This window comes from Escherichia sp. MOD1-EC6475 (genome assembly GCF_003046645.1).
Taxonomy (GTDB): Bacteria; Pseudomonadota; Gammaproteobacteria; order Enterobacterales; family Enterobacteriaceae; genus Escherichia; species Escherichia ruysiae.
On the sequence record NZ_PZKQ01000027.1, the window covers coordinates 36,286 to 51,513 of the forward strand.

The 15,228-nt window shown below is 51.4% G+C and carries 9 protein-coding genes, 1 tRNA gene and 1 pseudogene; 5 read left to right on the top strand and 6 right to left on the bottom strand.

What is annotated here, in order from left to right; all coding sequences use genetic code 11:
• Positions 1–125: 125 nt before the first annotated feature.
• Complete coding sequence (gene nepI / locus A7589_RS09575; protein WP_001289202.1) at positions 126–1,316, top strand: purine ribonucleoside efflux pump NepI; 1,191 nt, start codon at positions 126–128, stop codon at positions 1,314–1,316.
• Between the two features lie 41 nt (positions 1,317–1,357).
• Here the strand turns inward: nepI and yicS are convergent, their stop codons facing one another.
• Complete coding sequence (yicS, locus tag A7589_RS09580; protein WP_010350505.1) at positions 1,358–1,651, bottom strand: protein YicS; 294 nt, start codon at positions 1,649–1,651, stop codon at positions 1,358–1,360.
• 219 nt (positions 1,652–1,870) lie between these two features.
• Between yicS and nlpA the strand changes: the two genes are divergently transcribed.
• Positions 1,871–2,689 (top strand): lipoprotein NlpA, encoded by an 819-nt coding sequence (gene nlpA / locus A7589_RS09585; protein WP_000779441.1) that lies wholly within the window; start codon positions 1,871–1,873, stop codon positions 2,687–2,689.
• Between the two features lie 3 nt (positions 2,690–2,692).
• On the opposite strand, the pseudogene A7589_RS09590 reads toward nlpA, so the two are convergent.
• Positions 2,693–3,617, bottom strand: a pseudogene (locus A7589_RS09590) (carboxylate/amino acid/amine transporter).
• Between the two features lie 484 nt (positions 3,618–4,101).
• Here A7589_RS09590 and fliB point away from each other — a divergent pair.
• A complete protein-coding gene (gene fliB / locus A7589_RS09595) occupies positions 4,102–5,319 on the top strand; it encodes a flagellin lysine-N-methylase (RefSeq protein ID WP_001165569.1) in 1,218 nt (405 codons plus the stop codon).
• Positions 5,320–5,481: 162 nt separating this feature from the next.
• On the opposite strand, the gene A7589_RS09600 is transcribed toward fliB, so the two are convergent.
• A tRNA-Sec gene (locus A7589_RS09600) sits at positions 5,482–5,576 on the bottom strand.
• A gap of 305 nt (positions 5,577–5,881) precedes the next feature.
• Between A7589_RS09600 and yicI the strand changes: the two genes are divergently transcribed.
• Positions 5,882–8,200, top strand: a complete 2,319-nt coding sequence (gene yicI / locus A7589_RS09605; RefSeq protein WP_000702869.1) for an alpha-xylosidase — start codon at positions 5,882–5,884, stop codon at positions 8,198–8,200.
• A 52-nt stretch (positions 8,201–8,252) separates the two neighbouring features.
• On the opposite strand, the gene A7589_RS09610 is transcribed toward yicI, so the two are convergent.
• Together A7589_RS09610 and xanP are read right to left on the bottom strand one after the other, a co-directional pair.
• Entirely contained in the window at positions 8,253–9,962 is a 1,710-nt protein-coding gene (locus A7589_RS09610; protein WP_105282458.1) for an AsmA family protein, read from the bottom strand.
• Positions 9,963–10,082: 120 nt separating this feature from the next.
• Positions 10,083–11,474, bottom strand: a complete 1,392-nt coding sequence (gene xanP / locus A7589_RS09615) for a xanthine/proton symporter XanP (RefSeq protein WP_010352595.1) — start codon at positions 11,472–11,474, stop codon at positions 10,083–10,085.
• A 279-nt stretch (positions 11,475–11,753) separates the two neighbouring features.
• On the opposite strand from xanP, the gene gltS reads away from it, so the two are divergent.
• The gene (gene gltS, locus A7589_RS09620) at positions 11,754–12,959 is read left to right on the top strand and encodes a sodium/glutamate symporter (protein WP_000468835.1); all 1,206 of its coding nucleotides are present in this window, start codon (positions 11,754–11,756) and stop codon (positions 12,957–12,959) included.
• Positions 12,960–13,146: 187 nt separating this feature from the next.
• Here the strand turns inward: gltS and recG are convergent, their stop codons facing one another.
• Complete coding sequence (recG, locus tag A7589_RS09625; protein WP_000678476.1) at positions 13,147–15,228, bottom strand: ATP-dependent DNA helicase RecG; 2,082 nt, start codon at positions 15,226–15,228, stop codon at positions 13,147–13,149.

Consider the following 15,228-nt stretch of genomic DNA (forward strand, 5'->3'; position numbering starts at 1 on the left):
TGTTCCGTTTCGATCTTAACTCCAGCTCAAGCAACACCGTAAAAGTTGCAAAAACGTTAAATGCGTCACACATTTCAATGCTAGACTGACCGGCTTTTCCCCTGAAACATGCCACGGGTAACACCATGAGTGAACATATCGAAGAAAACTGTGGCGCGGATGCCATCACCCGACCGAACTGGTCAGCCGTTTTCTCGGTGGCGTTTTGCGTCGCCTGCCTGATTATCGTTGAGTTTTTGCCTGTTAGTTTGCTGACGCCGATGGCGCAGGATTTAGGGATTTCGGAAGGGCTTGCCGGGCAATCGGTGACTGTGACCGCCTTTGTGGCGATGTTTTCCAGTTTGTTTATTACCCAGACAATTCAGGCCACCGACCGCCGCTACGTTGTCATTCTGTTCGCCGTCTTGCTGACGCTCTCTTGCTTGCTGGTTTCCTTTGCCAGCTCGTTCAGAATGTTATTAATCGGTCGAGCCTGTCTCGGGCTGGCGCTGGGCGGATTCTGGGCGATGTCAGCGTCGCTGACCATGCGTCTGGTGCCGCCTCGTACGGTGCCGAAGGCGCTGTCGGTGATCTTCGGCGCGGTTTCTATTGCGCTGGTGATTGCCGCGCCGTTAGGCAGCTTTTTAGGCGAGCTTATCGGCTGGCGCAATGTCTTTAATGCGGCAGCGGTGATGGGCGTGCTGTGTATTATCTGGATTATCAAATCATTGCCTTCGCTGCCTGGCGAACCCTCGCATCAGAAACAAAATACCTTCCGCCTGTTGCAGCGTCCGGGGGTGATGGCCGGGATGATTGCTATCTTTATGTCCTTTGCGGGGCAGTTCGCTTTCTTCACGTATATTCGGCCTGTGTATATGAATCTGGCGGGATTCGGCGTGGATGGCTTAACACTGGTACTGCTGAGTTTTGGTATCGCCAGTTTTGTCGGTACGTCGCTTTCGTCGATCATTCTTAAACGTTCAGTAAAACTGGCCTTAGCGGGAGCACCGTTAGTGCTTGCTCTTAGTGCGCTGGTACTGACGTTGTGGGGAAGCGATAAAATTGTTGCTACCGGCGTGGCGATTATCTGGGGGCTGACCTTTGCTTTAATTCCCGTGGGCTGGTCAACGTGGATCACCCGCTCATTAGCCGACCAGGCAGAAAAGGCGGGATCTATTCAGGTGGCTGTTATTCAGCTTGCCAATACCTGCGGCGCGGCAATTGGCGGTTATGCACTGGATAACATTGGCCTGACTTCGCCGTTAATATTGTCCGGCACGTTGATGTTGCTTACCGCGCTGTTGGTTACTGCAAAAGTGAAAATGAAGAAATCCTGATATCAGGCTAAAGAAGTGTTGGTCAGCGGCTGTTGCCGCTCTTACATATCCGGGCATTCTACCCTGCCCAACGCTTCCCAGTAGTTACTCTGATTATTACGCTCCATCGCCACGATGGCTTCGCGTATGTGTTGTTTGTTGCTTTCATCAGACAACATTAACTTTTCCCACGCTTCATCTGATAACGATGCCTGAGGGGTACAAATTTTTCGCAAATCCTGTAATACCGTATTTTTCTCTTTCGCCGATTGTAACGAGCTAAAAGGCGACTCGGCATATACGATACCCGGCATCGCGAAAACAGCGAAAATAAGAAGCAGCGTCGTTGGTTTCATGAGTTCTACCTTTTTACAAATGGCATCGAATGAAGCATAAGTGTAGTTTGTTTTCATCGCTCTAATCATGCTGTACGAAACGCGTTTTAGTATTCAGTAAGAAGTGCCAGACCTTATATTCCTCTTTTATTCCTTTTTCTTCTTATCGATAGCATTTCGTTTTTTAACCGCAGCGACCTTACCGCTATAGTCAGGTAATCATTAATAAAAGGATAAAAAATGAAACTGACAACACATCATCTACGAACAGGAGTAGCGTTATTACTGGCAGGAATACTACTGGCAGGCTGCGACCAGCAAAGTAGCGATACAAAACACATTAAAGTTGGGGTCATAAACGGTGCCGAACAGGATGTGGCGGAAGTCGCTAAAAAAGTGGCTAAAGAGAAGTATGGCCTTGAGGTTGAACTGATTGGATTTAGTGGTTCATTGCTGCCGAACGATGCAACAAATCATGGTGAACTGGATGCCAATGTATTCCAGCATCGCCCTTTCCTTGAACAGGATAATCAGGCGCACGGTTATAAACTGGTGGCGGTGGGGAATACCTTTGTCTTCCCCATGGCGGGCTATTCGAAAAAAATCAAAACGGTCGATCAGCTAGAAGATGGGGCGACAGTGGCGATTCCGAATGATCCGACCAACCTTGGGCGGGCGCTGTTACTTTTGCAAAAAGAGAAACTGATTACGTTGAAAGAAGGGAAAGGTTTACTGCCAACGGCATTGGATATTACCGATAACCCGCGTCATTTGCAGATAATGGAACTGGAGGGGGCACAGTTGCCGCGTGTACTGGACGACCCGAAAGTGGATGTGGCGATTATCAGCACGACTTATATTCAGCAAACCGGGCTTTCCCCGGTGCATGACAGCGTATTTATTGAAGATAAAAATTCGCCGTATGTGAACATTCTGGTGGCGCGGGAAGATAACAAGGATGCAGAAAACGTGAAGGAATTTTTGCAATCTTATCAATCACCGGAAGTTGCTAAAGCGGCAGAAACTATCTTTAACGGTGGCGCGGTGCCGGGCTGGTAATTATCAACCGCGCCGCGCCGGACGATTACATTTTTCTGGCGCGGCGGCGGGAATCCATTGAAATCAAAATCACCGATGACAGAATCAGCAGCGTTCCCAGCCAGTCAGGTAATGTGAAAGTGATCCCCAGCAGCAGTAAAGAGAGCAGCGCGCTACTTAATGGTTCTGCACAGCTCAAAATGCTGGCTTTTGGCCCGCCAATTAACTGTGCGCCTTTCAGATACAGACTAAAAGTCAGCGAAGTTCCAATTACCACCAGATAGAAAAACGCCAGAATCAGACTGCCATTAACCACAAAATTTGTTCCTTGTCCGGCATAAAAGGGCAGCAGGATCAGACCACCAATGAGCATACTCCAGCCAACCATTGGCAGCGTGCCGTAACGGGCAATGAGCGTTGAGGGGTATGTCGTATAGAATGCGGCAGCAAATGCCGAGGCGATACCCCAGAATAACGCAGCAGGAGAGATCGATAATGACGTCGGATTACCGTGTGTCACCAATAAAAACGTACCAATCAGCGATGTCAGAATGGCGCAAAAAACCAGGATGCCGGGGCGTGATTTACGTACCAGTGAGAACCATGCCACGATAATCGTTGGTGATAAAAATTGCAGCACCGTTGCTGTAGCGGCATTGGATTTTTCAATTGTCAGTAAGAAAGTCAGCTGGACGGTCAGTGCGCCAACAACGGAAAAAATCAGCAGGCTGATGGCATCTTTATGATTTTTAATGATTGAGAAGACTTTATCGCCGTGGACAAAGGAGAGCGTTAGCAGAATAAAACCGGCAAATATCAGTCGCGTCATGGTAAGAAACTGCGATGACATCTGGCTTTGCTCCATGATGTATTGTGCGCAGACACCTGAACTTCCCCACAATACGGCGGCAATTAGAACGTTCAGCATCCCCTTTCTGGTGGAACCCATTTTTCCCCTCTGCATACGGTTTTGTCGTTTATGTATGCAGGCATGATAGCAAAAATGGCAAGGATGGCTCTGTTCATATAAAGCATATTTATGTTGCCTTTCAGCAATAGTTACGCATCTTTATCAATAACAGGCAGGCCGTTGATACGTCTGACATTATTATCGCCAGCCAGAAGCAATCTAAAAATAAAATCGACCGTGAGGCTTTTATATTATTCTCGTCGGAACCATGAATATTCTTCTCATAAGTATCCTTCATGGTTTGCGTAGGTCGTTATTCAAAAGCATCGAAATTTCTTATCACGTCGCAATGAAATATTTTGCATTAGCGTCGCTGACAAATAGCGTGGGTAATTTGATGAGGTCGAGCATTATTCTTTATCTTTATGAAACGCGTGAAATGCTTATTAAACCGTCATGTTATGGCGTTATCATTTTTTTCTGACAACATGCTACTGTTCGCTTTTTAAACGCGAAGAATGCTATGCAAATCCATAAAGTGATCAAACCCGAGTTTGTGAAGAAGTTTTCCTGTGTCGGTCCTGACTGCCTGATTTCCTGTTGTCAGGGATGGCAAATAGATATCGACAAGAAAACTCATCATGATTACCTCAACGCACACCATCCGGAAATCTCCAACCTGGCGAAAGAGAATTTGATGCTGGTGCGAAAAGGTAAACAAAGATATTCGAGAATTAAGCTGGACGCGCAGGGACAGTGTCCGTTTCTCGACGAAAATAAACTCTGCCTGGTTCATCGCGAGCTGGGAGGCAACGCGCTTTCAGTTACCTGTTCTACTTATCCACGTTGTAAAAAGCACTACGCGGATACAACTCGTTATTCGATGACGCTTTCATGTCCAGAAGTAGCCCGGCTGGTATTGTTCGATGCCGACAGCATGTTAGTGCATGAACAAGATGAGCTGCTGGCGAAGGCGAAAAACAATATCATCGCCCGGCAGCAGCCGGTTAATCAGATCCAACAGATTGTGCATCTCTTTGCCTGGCACCTTCTACAGGCACCATCGTTGAACGTTGAAGAGAACCTGATGGCGCTGGCACAGTTTATGGTTTACTTGCAACGCATTGAGTTCGATCTGCATCGCCATTTTGCGCAGGCCGAACAGTATCATCAGGAACTATTAAGCGAGCTGGCGGCAGGTATAAGTTTGATTCATCGCTCAACGTCAACGGAGTCGGTTGGATTGAAGGTGCGCGCGCTGTCGGCATTGGGTTCACTTATCGCGAATGAAGGCGCCAGGGATAACATTATCGCTGGGGTGCATCGGAAGATGGCGGCGTATTTAAACATTACAGCCAGTACGGATAAGCAGGATCTGGTCGACAAGTTTGCAGTTCTGGATAAGCAATGGCAGCAACTTTGCCAGGATTCTATCCTTAGCGCCCCGCATGTATTGCGCAATTTACTGACCTACAAAATTTACCACTGTCATTTTCCGGATGCTGATTTCTCAACGATCATGCGCCAGGTTTACCGTTTAATCCTCGATTATTTCTATATTAAGCATTTGTTGAGTGTGACATCGCTGGAAGTAACTCCTGATGAGGCAACGGTGTTAAAGATTGTGGCGAGCCTTGCCGAGAAAACCTTGCATTCGCCAATTATCAATCAGCGGATGGATAAAGCGATTGACATGATCAATGCCGGGGACGATCTCTCCTGCCTGCTGTTGATTTGTTAAATTCGCCTGCCGGAGACTGGGTTAAGTCTTTGTCTGACATGTCGCCGCCATTGCAATAAATGTTAAGAAAGAACTCGGTTAAGCCGATTGAATCATGAACAGAAGAAAATGTCTGGTTTTAATCGTATTACAAGGGATTGGTGAACGTCAGAAGAGGCATTTTGGCGGAAGATCACAGGAGTCGAACCTGCCCGGGACCGCTGGCGGCCCCAACTGGATTTGAAGTCCAGCCGCCTCACCGGAGACGACGATCTTCCGCGCCTCGATTGCTACATGGAGGCGGGGCGCATTATAGCTACTTCCTCGCCTTATCACATCCCCCATCACACTTTTTTCCGTATCGTTTCGTCTTGCCATGATCCCTTTCACAGAAACCTTCAGCAAATCCATAAGTTACATTTTGGCGCTACCGCGATCACAGAAAACAAGAAACGTAAGTTGATAACAAAAAATAGCAATATCCGCACTCTTAAGGATGGTTTACTTTCGGGCTGTCTGACTGGCGCCTTCTTCACTTGTCATGCTTGCGGTAACAAAAATTTCAGAACGAAAGGAACGGATTATGAAAATCAGCGATGGAAACTGGCTTATTCAACCTGGTCTTAATTTGATTCACCCCATCCAGGTTTTTGATGTTGAGCTGCGGGGAAAGGAGATGGTGGTTTACGCCGCGCCGCGTGATGTGCGGGAGCGTACCTGGCAGTTGGATACGCCACTGTTTACGCTGCGCTTTTTTTCACCTCAGGAAGGTGTGGTTGGCGTGCGGATTGAGCATTTTCAAGGGGCGCTGGATAACGGTCCGCACTACCCGCTTAATGTGTTGCATGACGTTCCGGTGGAGATGCAAAACACAATTGAATATGCCGAGCTGAAGAGCGGTAATTTGAGTGTTCGTGTTACCAAAGGTGAATTCTGGTCGCTCGATTTTCTGCGCAATGGTGTGCGTATTACCGGTAGCCAGTTGAAAAATAACGGCTATATACAGGACACCAACACCAACCGTAGCTACATGTTTGAGCGCCTGGATCTCGGTGTCGGTGAAACAGTATACGGTCTGGGGGAACGCTTCACCGCGCTGGTGCGTAACGGTCAGACGGTGGAAACCTGGAACCGTGACGGCGGAACCAGCACCGAACAGGCGTACAAAAACATCCCGTTCTATATCACCAACCGTGGCTACGGCGTGCTGGTTAATCATCCGCAGTGCGTCTCGTTTGAAGTGGGATCGGAGAAAGTCTCCAAAGTGCAGTTCAGCGTCGAGGGTGAATATCTCGAATACTTTGTTATAGATGGCCCGACGCCGAAAGCGGTGCTCGATCGTTATACCCGTTTTACCGGGCGTCCGGCACTGCCGCCAGCATGGTCCTTTGGTTTGTGGTTAACGACTTCATTTACCACTAATTATGACGAAGCTACGGTAAACAGCTTTATCGACGGCATGGCGGAACGTAATCTGCCGCTACATGTTTTCCACTTCGACTGTTTCTGGATGAAAGCCTTCCAGTGGTGCGATTTTGAGTGGGATCCGGTCACTTTCCCTGACCCGGAAGGGATGATTCGCCGCCTGAAAGCGAAAGGGCTGAAAATCTGCGTCTGGATTAACCCCTATATAGGGCAAAAATCGCCGGTATTTAAAGCGTTGCAAGAGAAAGGATATTTACTCAAACGCCCGGACGGCTCGTTATGGCAATGGGATAAATGGCAGCCAGGCCTGGCGATTTATGATTTTACCAACCCAGATGCCTGCAAATGGTACGCCGATAAACTGAAAGGCCTGGTAGCGATGGGCGTCGATTGCTTTAAGACCGACTTTGGCGAACGTATTCCAACAGACGTTCAGTGGTTTGACGGTTCCGATCCGCAGAAAATGCATAATCATTATGCGTACATCTACAACGAACTGGTATGGAACGTCCTGAAAGACACTGTCGGTGAGGAAGAGGCCGTCCTGTTTGCCCGTTCCGCTTCTGTGGGCGCACAGCAATTTCCCGTGCACTGGGGCGGAGACTGCTACGCCAATTACGAATCGATGGCGGAAAGCCTGCGCGGCGGGTTATCTATTGGCCTTTCCGGTTTTGGTTTCTGGAGCCACGATATCGGTGGCTTTGAGAATACCGCTCCGGCACACGTTTACAAACGCTGGTGCGCATTTGGTTTGCTCTCCAGCCATAGCCGTTTGCATGGCAGCAAATCTTATCGTGTGCCGTGGGCCTATGATGATGAATCCTGCGATGTCGTGCGCCATTTCACACAGCTTAAATGCCGCATGATGCCGTATCTGTACCGCGAAGCCGCTCGTGCTAACGCGCTGGGTACGCCGATGATGCGCGCAATGGTGATGGAGTTCCCGGACGATCCAGCCTGTGATTATCTTGACCGTCAATACATGTTGGGCGACAGCGTGATGGTTGCGCCAGTGTTCTCTGAAGCGGGCGATGTACAGTTTTATCTGCCAGAAGGTCGCTGGACGCATCTGTGGCATAACGATGAAACAGAAGGCAGCCGTTGGCATAAACAGCAGCATAATTTTCTTAGTTTGCCGGTTTACGTGCGTGACAACACCTTACTGGCGCTGGGGAACAATGATCAACGCCCCGACTACGCGTGGCATGAAGGCACGGCTTTCCAGCTTTTTAATCTGCAAGACGGGCGTGAAGCTGTCTGTGAAGTGCCCGCCGCCGATGGTTCGGTGATCTTCACCCTGAAAGCGGCGCGTACTGGCAATACGATTACCGTGACAGGCGCGGGCGAGGCGAAGAACTGGACACTGTGCTTGCGTAATATTGCGAAAGTAAATGGTTTGCAAGGCGGTTCGCAGACCGAAACTGAGTTGGGTGTGGTGGTGTCGCCAGTGGGTAACTCACTGACAATTATGCTGTAATTTGTTGAAAAAATGCCGGGTACGGCTATGTCGTGCCCGGCGAGATTGATTTTTACTGCACTGGCTCCGTTGACGTGACTTCGCCACTGGAAACGACGCCAGCATTCATGGTTTGTGTTACCTGCTGCTTTTCTGCGTTCACAGCATGGAGTTGTCCGTTAACCGTAGGTTTTAGCGGTACATCGGTCTGAATATCGCCGCTGGCGGTGAGCTGAATATTGCCATCGCCCGTAATCGGTAACTCTGGCCATCCCCACTGTTGCAAAATGTTCATCGGCACACCGCGTCCGTTCAGGCTGATATGGGTCTGGCGCTGCGGCGTTTGTGAGACGCTGGCAGTAGCTTCAAGAATGCCTTTCTCGGTAAACGCGCTAAGTTCGCTGATATTCACCGTGCTGCTATTGGCGGTTAGCGCCAGCGACGGGCGACGAACGTCGACACGATTGAACGTTGCGGCGGCGGCATTCAGGTTCGCCGTGCCACTCCAGACGCCCCACTTATGATCGGCAACCAGCGTCAGATTCGCGCCATAACCATCCAGCGCAGTGAGCTGCCACGGGAAGTTCGGATCGATATCAATGATCAGGTTGCGGCTGGCGCTGAATCTCTTCAGTAGCAGGCGGTTTAACCAGCCTGGGGTCGTTTCCATCCACAACTGTTGCCAGTTTTTCGGCAAGGTATATTCCAGCCCGACAATCGCTGCATCGTCGAGGATCAGCGTTTTCCCGTCGCGTTGCCAGTTCCCTGACGTTCGGACCATTCCGCCTTCCCAGCGGCTGGTGAACTGGCGAAGCGCCACGCCCTGTGGGGAAAACTCCGCGTTCATAATCGGGTCAAATAAATGCAGCGAACCATAAATAAACTCGCTGGCGTTCATTGACAGCTTGCCTTCCTGCGTCTGCCAGTCATCTTTAATGAAGGTCATGTTGCGCAAGCTGAGATCGAGGTCGGTCACCGCCCAGTCCGGGCCTTGCAGGCGAGCGTCGATCACTTCAAGGCGGCCAATCTGCAACGACGGGACAGAGCGCAAAGGTGCAAAGAAATCGGTCAGAGATTTTTCGCTTTGCAGACGGATATCAGCCAGGCGCAGATTTTCCACCTGCCAGCTACCATCGGCATTACGCTGCGCATTACCGGTTAATGAACCACGGGCGATATCGGCGCCCAGATTCGTAAGCGTGACGCGATCGTTATCAATAGTGCCTTCAATCAGTACATTGGTAGCAGCAACATCGTTGAGCGACAGAGAGCCGGCACTGAACTGAATTTGAGCCTTCGTGCCCAGGACTTTACCGGCTTCCGGCGACCACGGAACGACGCCGCCATTTACTCGCTGTGCGCTGAGATTCCACTCGCTATTGGGGCTGTTAAACGCCATATCACGCAGTTGCAGACGATCCGCTTTGAACGGTAGTGGCGCGGTCTGGCCGGTGAGATTTAGCGTCCCGTTTTCCAGCAGGATAGTATCAACATGGCGTGGCTCGCTCAGTTGCCGACTACTTAGCGCAATATCGACACTTTTCGCCACCAAAGTGGCAGGTTGACCATCGCGACCGAATGTGACGTTCTCCAGCACGATATGAGATGGCGCGGAAAAGCGGTGATCCATCGCCCCGAAGGTCAAATGATAGTCGCTATTTCTGGAGATCCATGCGCTGATATGCTCTGCTCCCCAGCGGGTTTGCAGCAGGAAATAGAGGCCAGCGATCGCCACGAATAGCGCGATGAAAATGTAGAGAAGCAGCTTCCCAATAAATTTCATGGTCTTCCATCCCGTGAAATGCACATAAGGGAGTTATGCACGATTTACGCGCATTCCTCAAGGCGGGAATGGAGAAAGCGAGTGGCTACGGCGGTAAAGAATTTTACCGCCGCGAGTAGATTACTGTTTTTCTGGCGGGAAAATCAGATTCAGCACAATGGCAGTGATACCGCCAGCGGCGATCCCGGAGGAGAGCAGGTTTTTCAGCCAGTCAGGGGCAAACTGTAAAATCAGCGGCTGCTGAGAAACGCCCAGACCGACCGCCAGCGACAGCGCGATAATCAGAATGGCCCGACGGTTCAGCGGCTCACGAGAAACGATACGCACACCGGATGCGGCGATAGTACCAAACATCACCAGCGTAGCGCCGCCAAGTACCGGCTCAGGAATATGCTGCACAAAACCGCTCACAGCCGGGAACAGGCCGAGCACAATCAGCATCAGCGCAACGACAAAACCGACATAACGGCTGGCAACACCGGTCAACTGGATCACACCGTTGTTCTGCCCGAAGCAGGAGTTCGGGAAGGTGTTAAATACCGCCGACACAAACGAGTTCAGGCCATTCGCCAGCACGCCGCCTTTCAGACGTTTCATGTACAGCGGACCAGAAACCGGTTGTTCGGAAACGTCGGAGGTGGCGGTGATATCGCCAATAGTTTCCAGCGAGGTGATCATAAAGACCAGCATCAGCGGCAACAGCAGACTCCATTCAATACCAAGCCCGTAATAGAGCGGTGTTGGCACCATAATCAGTTCTTGCGTCATCGGCTCGTTGCTTTCTGGCAACATGCCCATAAACCACGCCAGCGCATATCCGGCTGCCATCGCAATCACCAGCGAGGCCACGCGTAAGTAAGGGTTACGTTGACGGTTAAGCAGAATGATTAAAGCTAAGACCACACCCGCCAGCAGCAGATTTTTCGGTGCGCCAAAGGTGTTATCGTTCATGGCCGCATAACCGCCGCCAATGGACGTTAACCCAACCTGTATTAGCGACAGGCCGATAATCATCACCACTACGCCAGAAACCAGCGGCGTAATAATGCGGCGCGCCAGGTGCAAAACGCGGGAGATTACCATTTCGGTGCAGCTTGCCAGCATCAGTGTGCCGAAGAGCGCCGCCATCATGGTTGGAACATCGGCGCCACCGGTCTTCAGTGCCGTTCCACCCATAATCAGCGGGGCAACGAAGTTAAAGCTGGTGCCCTGAATAGACAACAACCCGGAACCAACCGGCCCCCAGGCTTTAATCTGAATAATCGACGCTACACCGGAGGCAAACAGCGACATACTAATAATGTGTTGCGTGTCCTGTGCTGGTAAACCCAGCGCCTGGCAGATTAACAATGCTGGCGTGATTACCGCGACAAACATCGCCAGCAGATGCTGACAGGCGGCAAACAGAGTTTGAGCAAGCGGCGGACGATCTTCAAGACGATAAATCAGTTCGCTGTTTTGAGTCTGCGCAACCGGTTGCGCATTTTCTGACTCTAGGGTGGAAACAGACATCGAAAACAATCCCGTGGTGGCAAAGCGGGCATTTTAGCTGACCGAAAGGTAAAAGCAAACGTTTGCCATGCATTCTTCTAAATATTTAAATGCGATAAATGCACTTTTTTATATAACTTTTGGTTGTTTTCTGCTTAAAATCCATGCCATTTTTTTATTTTCAGCTGAGAATTCGAACCGGGATAGCATGACTCGATACTCGTCATATTTCGCCCTAATGCACATGCGCGATGAAGTATGACGAGTGTGAAAGAGTGGTGCGGACACAAAGGAGTAACTATGTTTCATCTCGATACTTTAGCAACGCTTGTTGCTGCAACGCTGACGTTGCTGCTCGGGCGCAAGTTGGTCCATTCCGTCTCCTTTCTGAAGAAATACACCATACCTGAACCAGTTGCCGGAGGGTTGCTGGTGGCACTGGCGCTGCTGGTGCTGAAAAAAAGTATGGGCTGGGAAGTCAATTTTGATATGTCCCTGCGCGATCCGTTGATGCTGGCATTCTTCGCAACCATTGGTCTGAATGCCAATATTGCCAGCCTGCGTGCCGGTGGGCGTGTGGTGGGGATTTTCCTCATCGTGGTTGTTGGCCTGTTGGTGATGCAAAATGCTATCGGCATTGGGATGGCAAGCCTGTTAGGGCTTGATCCGCTGATGGGGCTGCTGGCCGGTTCTATTACGCTTTCTGGCGGACACGGTACGGGAGCTGCGTGGAGTAAATTGTTCATTGAACGTTATGGCTTCACCAACGCGACGGAAGTGGCGATGGCCTGTGCAACTTTTGGTCTGGTGCTGGGCGGCTTGATTGGGGGGCCGGTGGCGCGGTATCTGGTGAAGCACTCCACCACGCCGAACGGTATTCCGGATGACCAGGAAGTCCCCACCGCATTTGAAAAGCCGGACGTGGGGCGCATGATCACTTCGCTGGTACTAATTGAAACCATCGCGCTGATTGCTATCTGTCTGACGGTGGGGAAAATTGTTGCGCAACTTTTGGCTGGCACCGCTTTTGAATTGCCAACCTTCGTTTGCGTGCTTTTTGTGGGCGTGATTCTGAGCAACGGTTTGTCCATGATGGGCTTTTACCGTGTCTTTGAGCGTGCGGTATCGGTTCTGGGTAACGTAAGCCTGTCGTTGTTCCTGGCGATGGCGTTGATGGGGCTGAAGCTGTGGGAGCTGGCTTCGCTGGCGCTGCCGATGCTGGCGATTCTGGTCGCACAGACTATCTTCATGGCGTTGTACGCTATCTTTGTCACCTGGCGCATGATGGGCAAAAACTACGATGCGGCGGTGCTGGCTGCGGGTCACTGTGGTTTTGGCCTTGGTGCAACGCCAACGGCAATCGCCAACATGCAGGCGATTACCGAACGCTTTGGCCCGTCGCACATGGCCTTCCTGGTGGTGCCGATGGTCGGTGCGTTCTTTATCGATATCGTTAACGCCCTGGTGATTAAGCTGTATTTGATGTTGCCGATTTTTGCGGGGTAACCGATGAAGCGGCGGTATGCGTGCCGCCGCAACAAAGACAAATGCCAGATACGCTTCGCTTATCTGGCCTGCGTAATGATTCTCAATTTATTGATTTTGTGAGTTTTTTGTAGGCCGGATAAGGCGCTCACGCCGCATCCGGCAGGAAGGTAATCAATCTGAAACGGCGGTCTTCTCTCCGCCGTCTTTATGCGTTCGAGTAGCGTTCCGTCTCCGGCATCCAGCGTTCTATCAGGGCTTTTGCCTGCTGCGGATAACGTTCGTGAATATGCCGTGCCAGGCGCTGAACTTCTGGGATCATGGCCTGATCGCGCAATAAATCTGCCACTTTAAATTCGGCATTACCCGTCTGACGCGTACCTAACAGTTCACCAGGACCGCGAATCTCCAAATCTTTTTGTGCAATCACAAACCCGTCGCTGCTGTCACGCAGCACTTGCAGGCGAATTTGCGCCGTTTTGGAGAGCGGCGTTTTGTAGAGCAGCACGCAGTGAGAAGCCACCGCGCCACGTCCCACGCGCCCGCGAAGCTGGTGTAACTGCGCCAGACCCAGGCGCTCCGGGTTTTCGATAATCATCAGGCTGGCGTTAGGCACATCAACGCCGACTTCAATGACGGTAGTGGCAACCAACAGGTGTAACTCGCCTTGTTTAAACGACGCCATCACCGCCTGTTTCTCGGCAGGTTTCATACGCCCATGTACCAGGCCAACATTCAACTCTGGTAGTGCCAGTTTCAACTCTTCCCACGTGGCTTCTGCTGCCTGCGCTTCCAGTAACTCTGACTCTTCAATCAACGTACAAACCCAGTAAGCCTGACGTCCTTCAGTCATGCAGGCGTGACGCACGCGGTCAATGATGTCGTTACGGCGTGTATCCGGGATAGCAACGGTAGTCACTGGTGTACGCCCTGGCGGCAGTTCATCAATGACCGAGGTATCGAGATCGGCATAGGCGGTCATTGCCAGCGTGCGGGGGATCGGCGTCGCGGTCATGATCAACTGATGCGGATGGACCCCTTGCTGCTGGCCTTTTTCCCACAATGCCAGACGCTGATGCACACCGAAACGATGCTGTTCGTCGATGATCACCAGCGCCAGACCGTTAAACTGTACCTGCTCCTGGAAGATGGCGTGAGTGCCGACAATCATCTGCACCTGACCGTTGGCGATGGCTTCCTGCTGCGCCAGTCGCGCTTTACCTTTCTGCTTGCCAGCCAGCCAGCCCACTTCAATACCCAGCGGCTCAAACCAGTTGCGAAAGTTATTGGCGTGCTGTTCGGCGAGCAACTCGGTTGGTGCCATCAGCGCCACCTGTTTCCCGTGAGCAATTGCACGCAGCGCGGCGAGGGCAGCAACCAGCGTTTTACCGGAACCTACATCGCCTTGTACCAGACGCATCATGGGAACATCCAGCGCCATATCGCGCTCGATCTCCGCTACCACACGTGCCTGAGCGCCCGTTGGTTTGAACGGTAAGGCGGCAAGGAGTTTATTTTTCAGCGAGTCATTGGCGCTAAGCGGTTGGGCATGAAAACGTTGGGCTCCAGCGCGTAACGCCAGCATACTGAGGTTGTGCGCCAGTAGTTCTTCCAGAATCAGACGACGTTGTGCCGGATGCTGCCCGCTTTCCAGATCGCTGAGTTGCAGTGTCGGCGGCGGGCGATGCAGCGTTCTCAAGGCTTCCGGCAGCGTCATCATCCCTTGTGACAGTTCCGGCGGCAACAGTTCTTCAATAGCGCAGGTGTCGAGCAGCTCCAGCGCCTGGTCGGTTAATTTACGCAGCGTTGTCTGTTTAACGCCTTCAGTCGTTGGGTAAACCGGCGTAAGCGTTTCCTGTAGCTCCGGGGTACTGAGATCACCCTGTACGCGATATTCCGGATGGATCATCTCCGCGCCATATTTGCCGCGCTTTGCTTCGCCGTAGGCCAGCACGCGGCGGCCCGTCGCCAGGCTATTTTTCATCGCCGCGCTGAAATTGAAAAAGCGCATGGTGAGAATGCCGGAACCGTCGCTAATCTGGCAGGTCATCATCCGCCGACCGCCGAAGGAGATATTGCAGTTCAGCACTTCGCCTTCCACCGTGGCATAAACGCCCGGCAGTAGCTCACCGATGGGGTAGAGATGGGTGCGATCTTCGTAGCGCAGAGGAAGGTGTAACAGTAAGTCCTGCACGGTATGCAGGTTGATTTTCGCCAGCTTGTTACTTTGCGCCGCGCCAACGCCCGTTAGGGAACTGAGCGGGACAGCATCTAACAGGCGACCTTTCAT

Excerpts from the sequence above, each read along its gene's own strand:
- nepI (WP_001289202.1), top strand. The coding sequence starts at position 126 with ATGAGTGAACATATCGAAGAAAACTGTGGCGCGGATGCCATCACCCGA.
- yicS (WP_010350505.1), bottom strand. The coding sequence starts at position 1,651 with ATGAAACCAACGACGCTGCTTCTTATTTTCGCTGTTTTCGCGATGCCG.
- nlpA (WP_000779441.1), top strand. The coding sequence starts at position 1,871 with ATGAAACTGACAACACATCATCTACGAACAGGAGTAGCGTTATTACTG.
- fliB (WP_001165569.1), top strand. The coding sequence starts at position 4,102 with ATGCAAATCCATAAAGTGATCAAACCCGAGTTTGTGAAGAAGTTTTCC.
- yicI (WP_000702869.1), top strand. The coding sequence starts at position 5,882 with ATGAAAATCAGCGATGGAAACTGGCTTATTCAACCTGGTCTTAATTTG.
- A7589_RS09610 (WP_105282458.1), bottom strand. The coding sequence starts at position 9,962 with ATGAAATTTATTGGGAAGCTGCTTCTCTACATTTTCATCGCGCTATTC.
- xanP (WP_010352595.1), bottom strand. The coding sequence starts at position 11,474 with ATGTCTGTTTCCACCCTAGAGTCAGAAAATGCGCAACCGGTTGCGCAG.
- gltS (WP_000468835.1), top strand. The coding sequence starts at position 11,754 with ATGTTTCATCTCGATACTTTAGCAACGCTTGTTGCTGCAACGCTGACG.
- recG (WP_000678476.1), bottom strand. The coding sequence starts at position 15,228 with ATGAAAGGTCGCCTGTTAGATGCTGTCCCGCTCAGTTCCCTAACGGGC.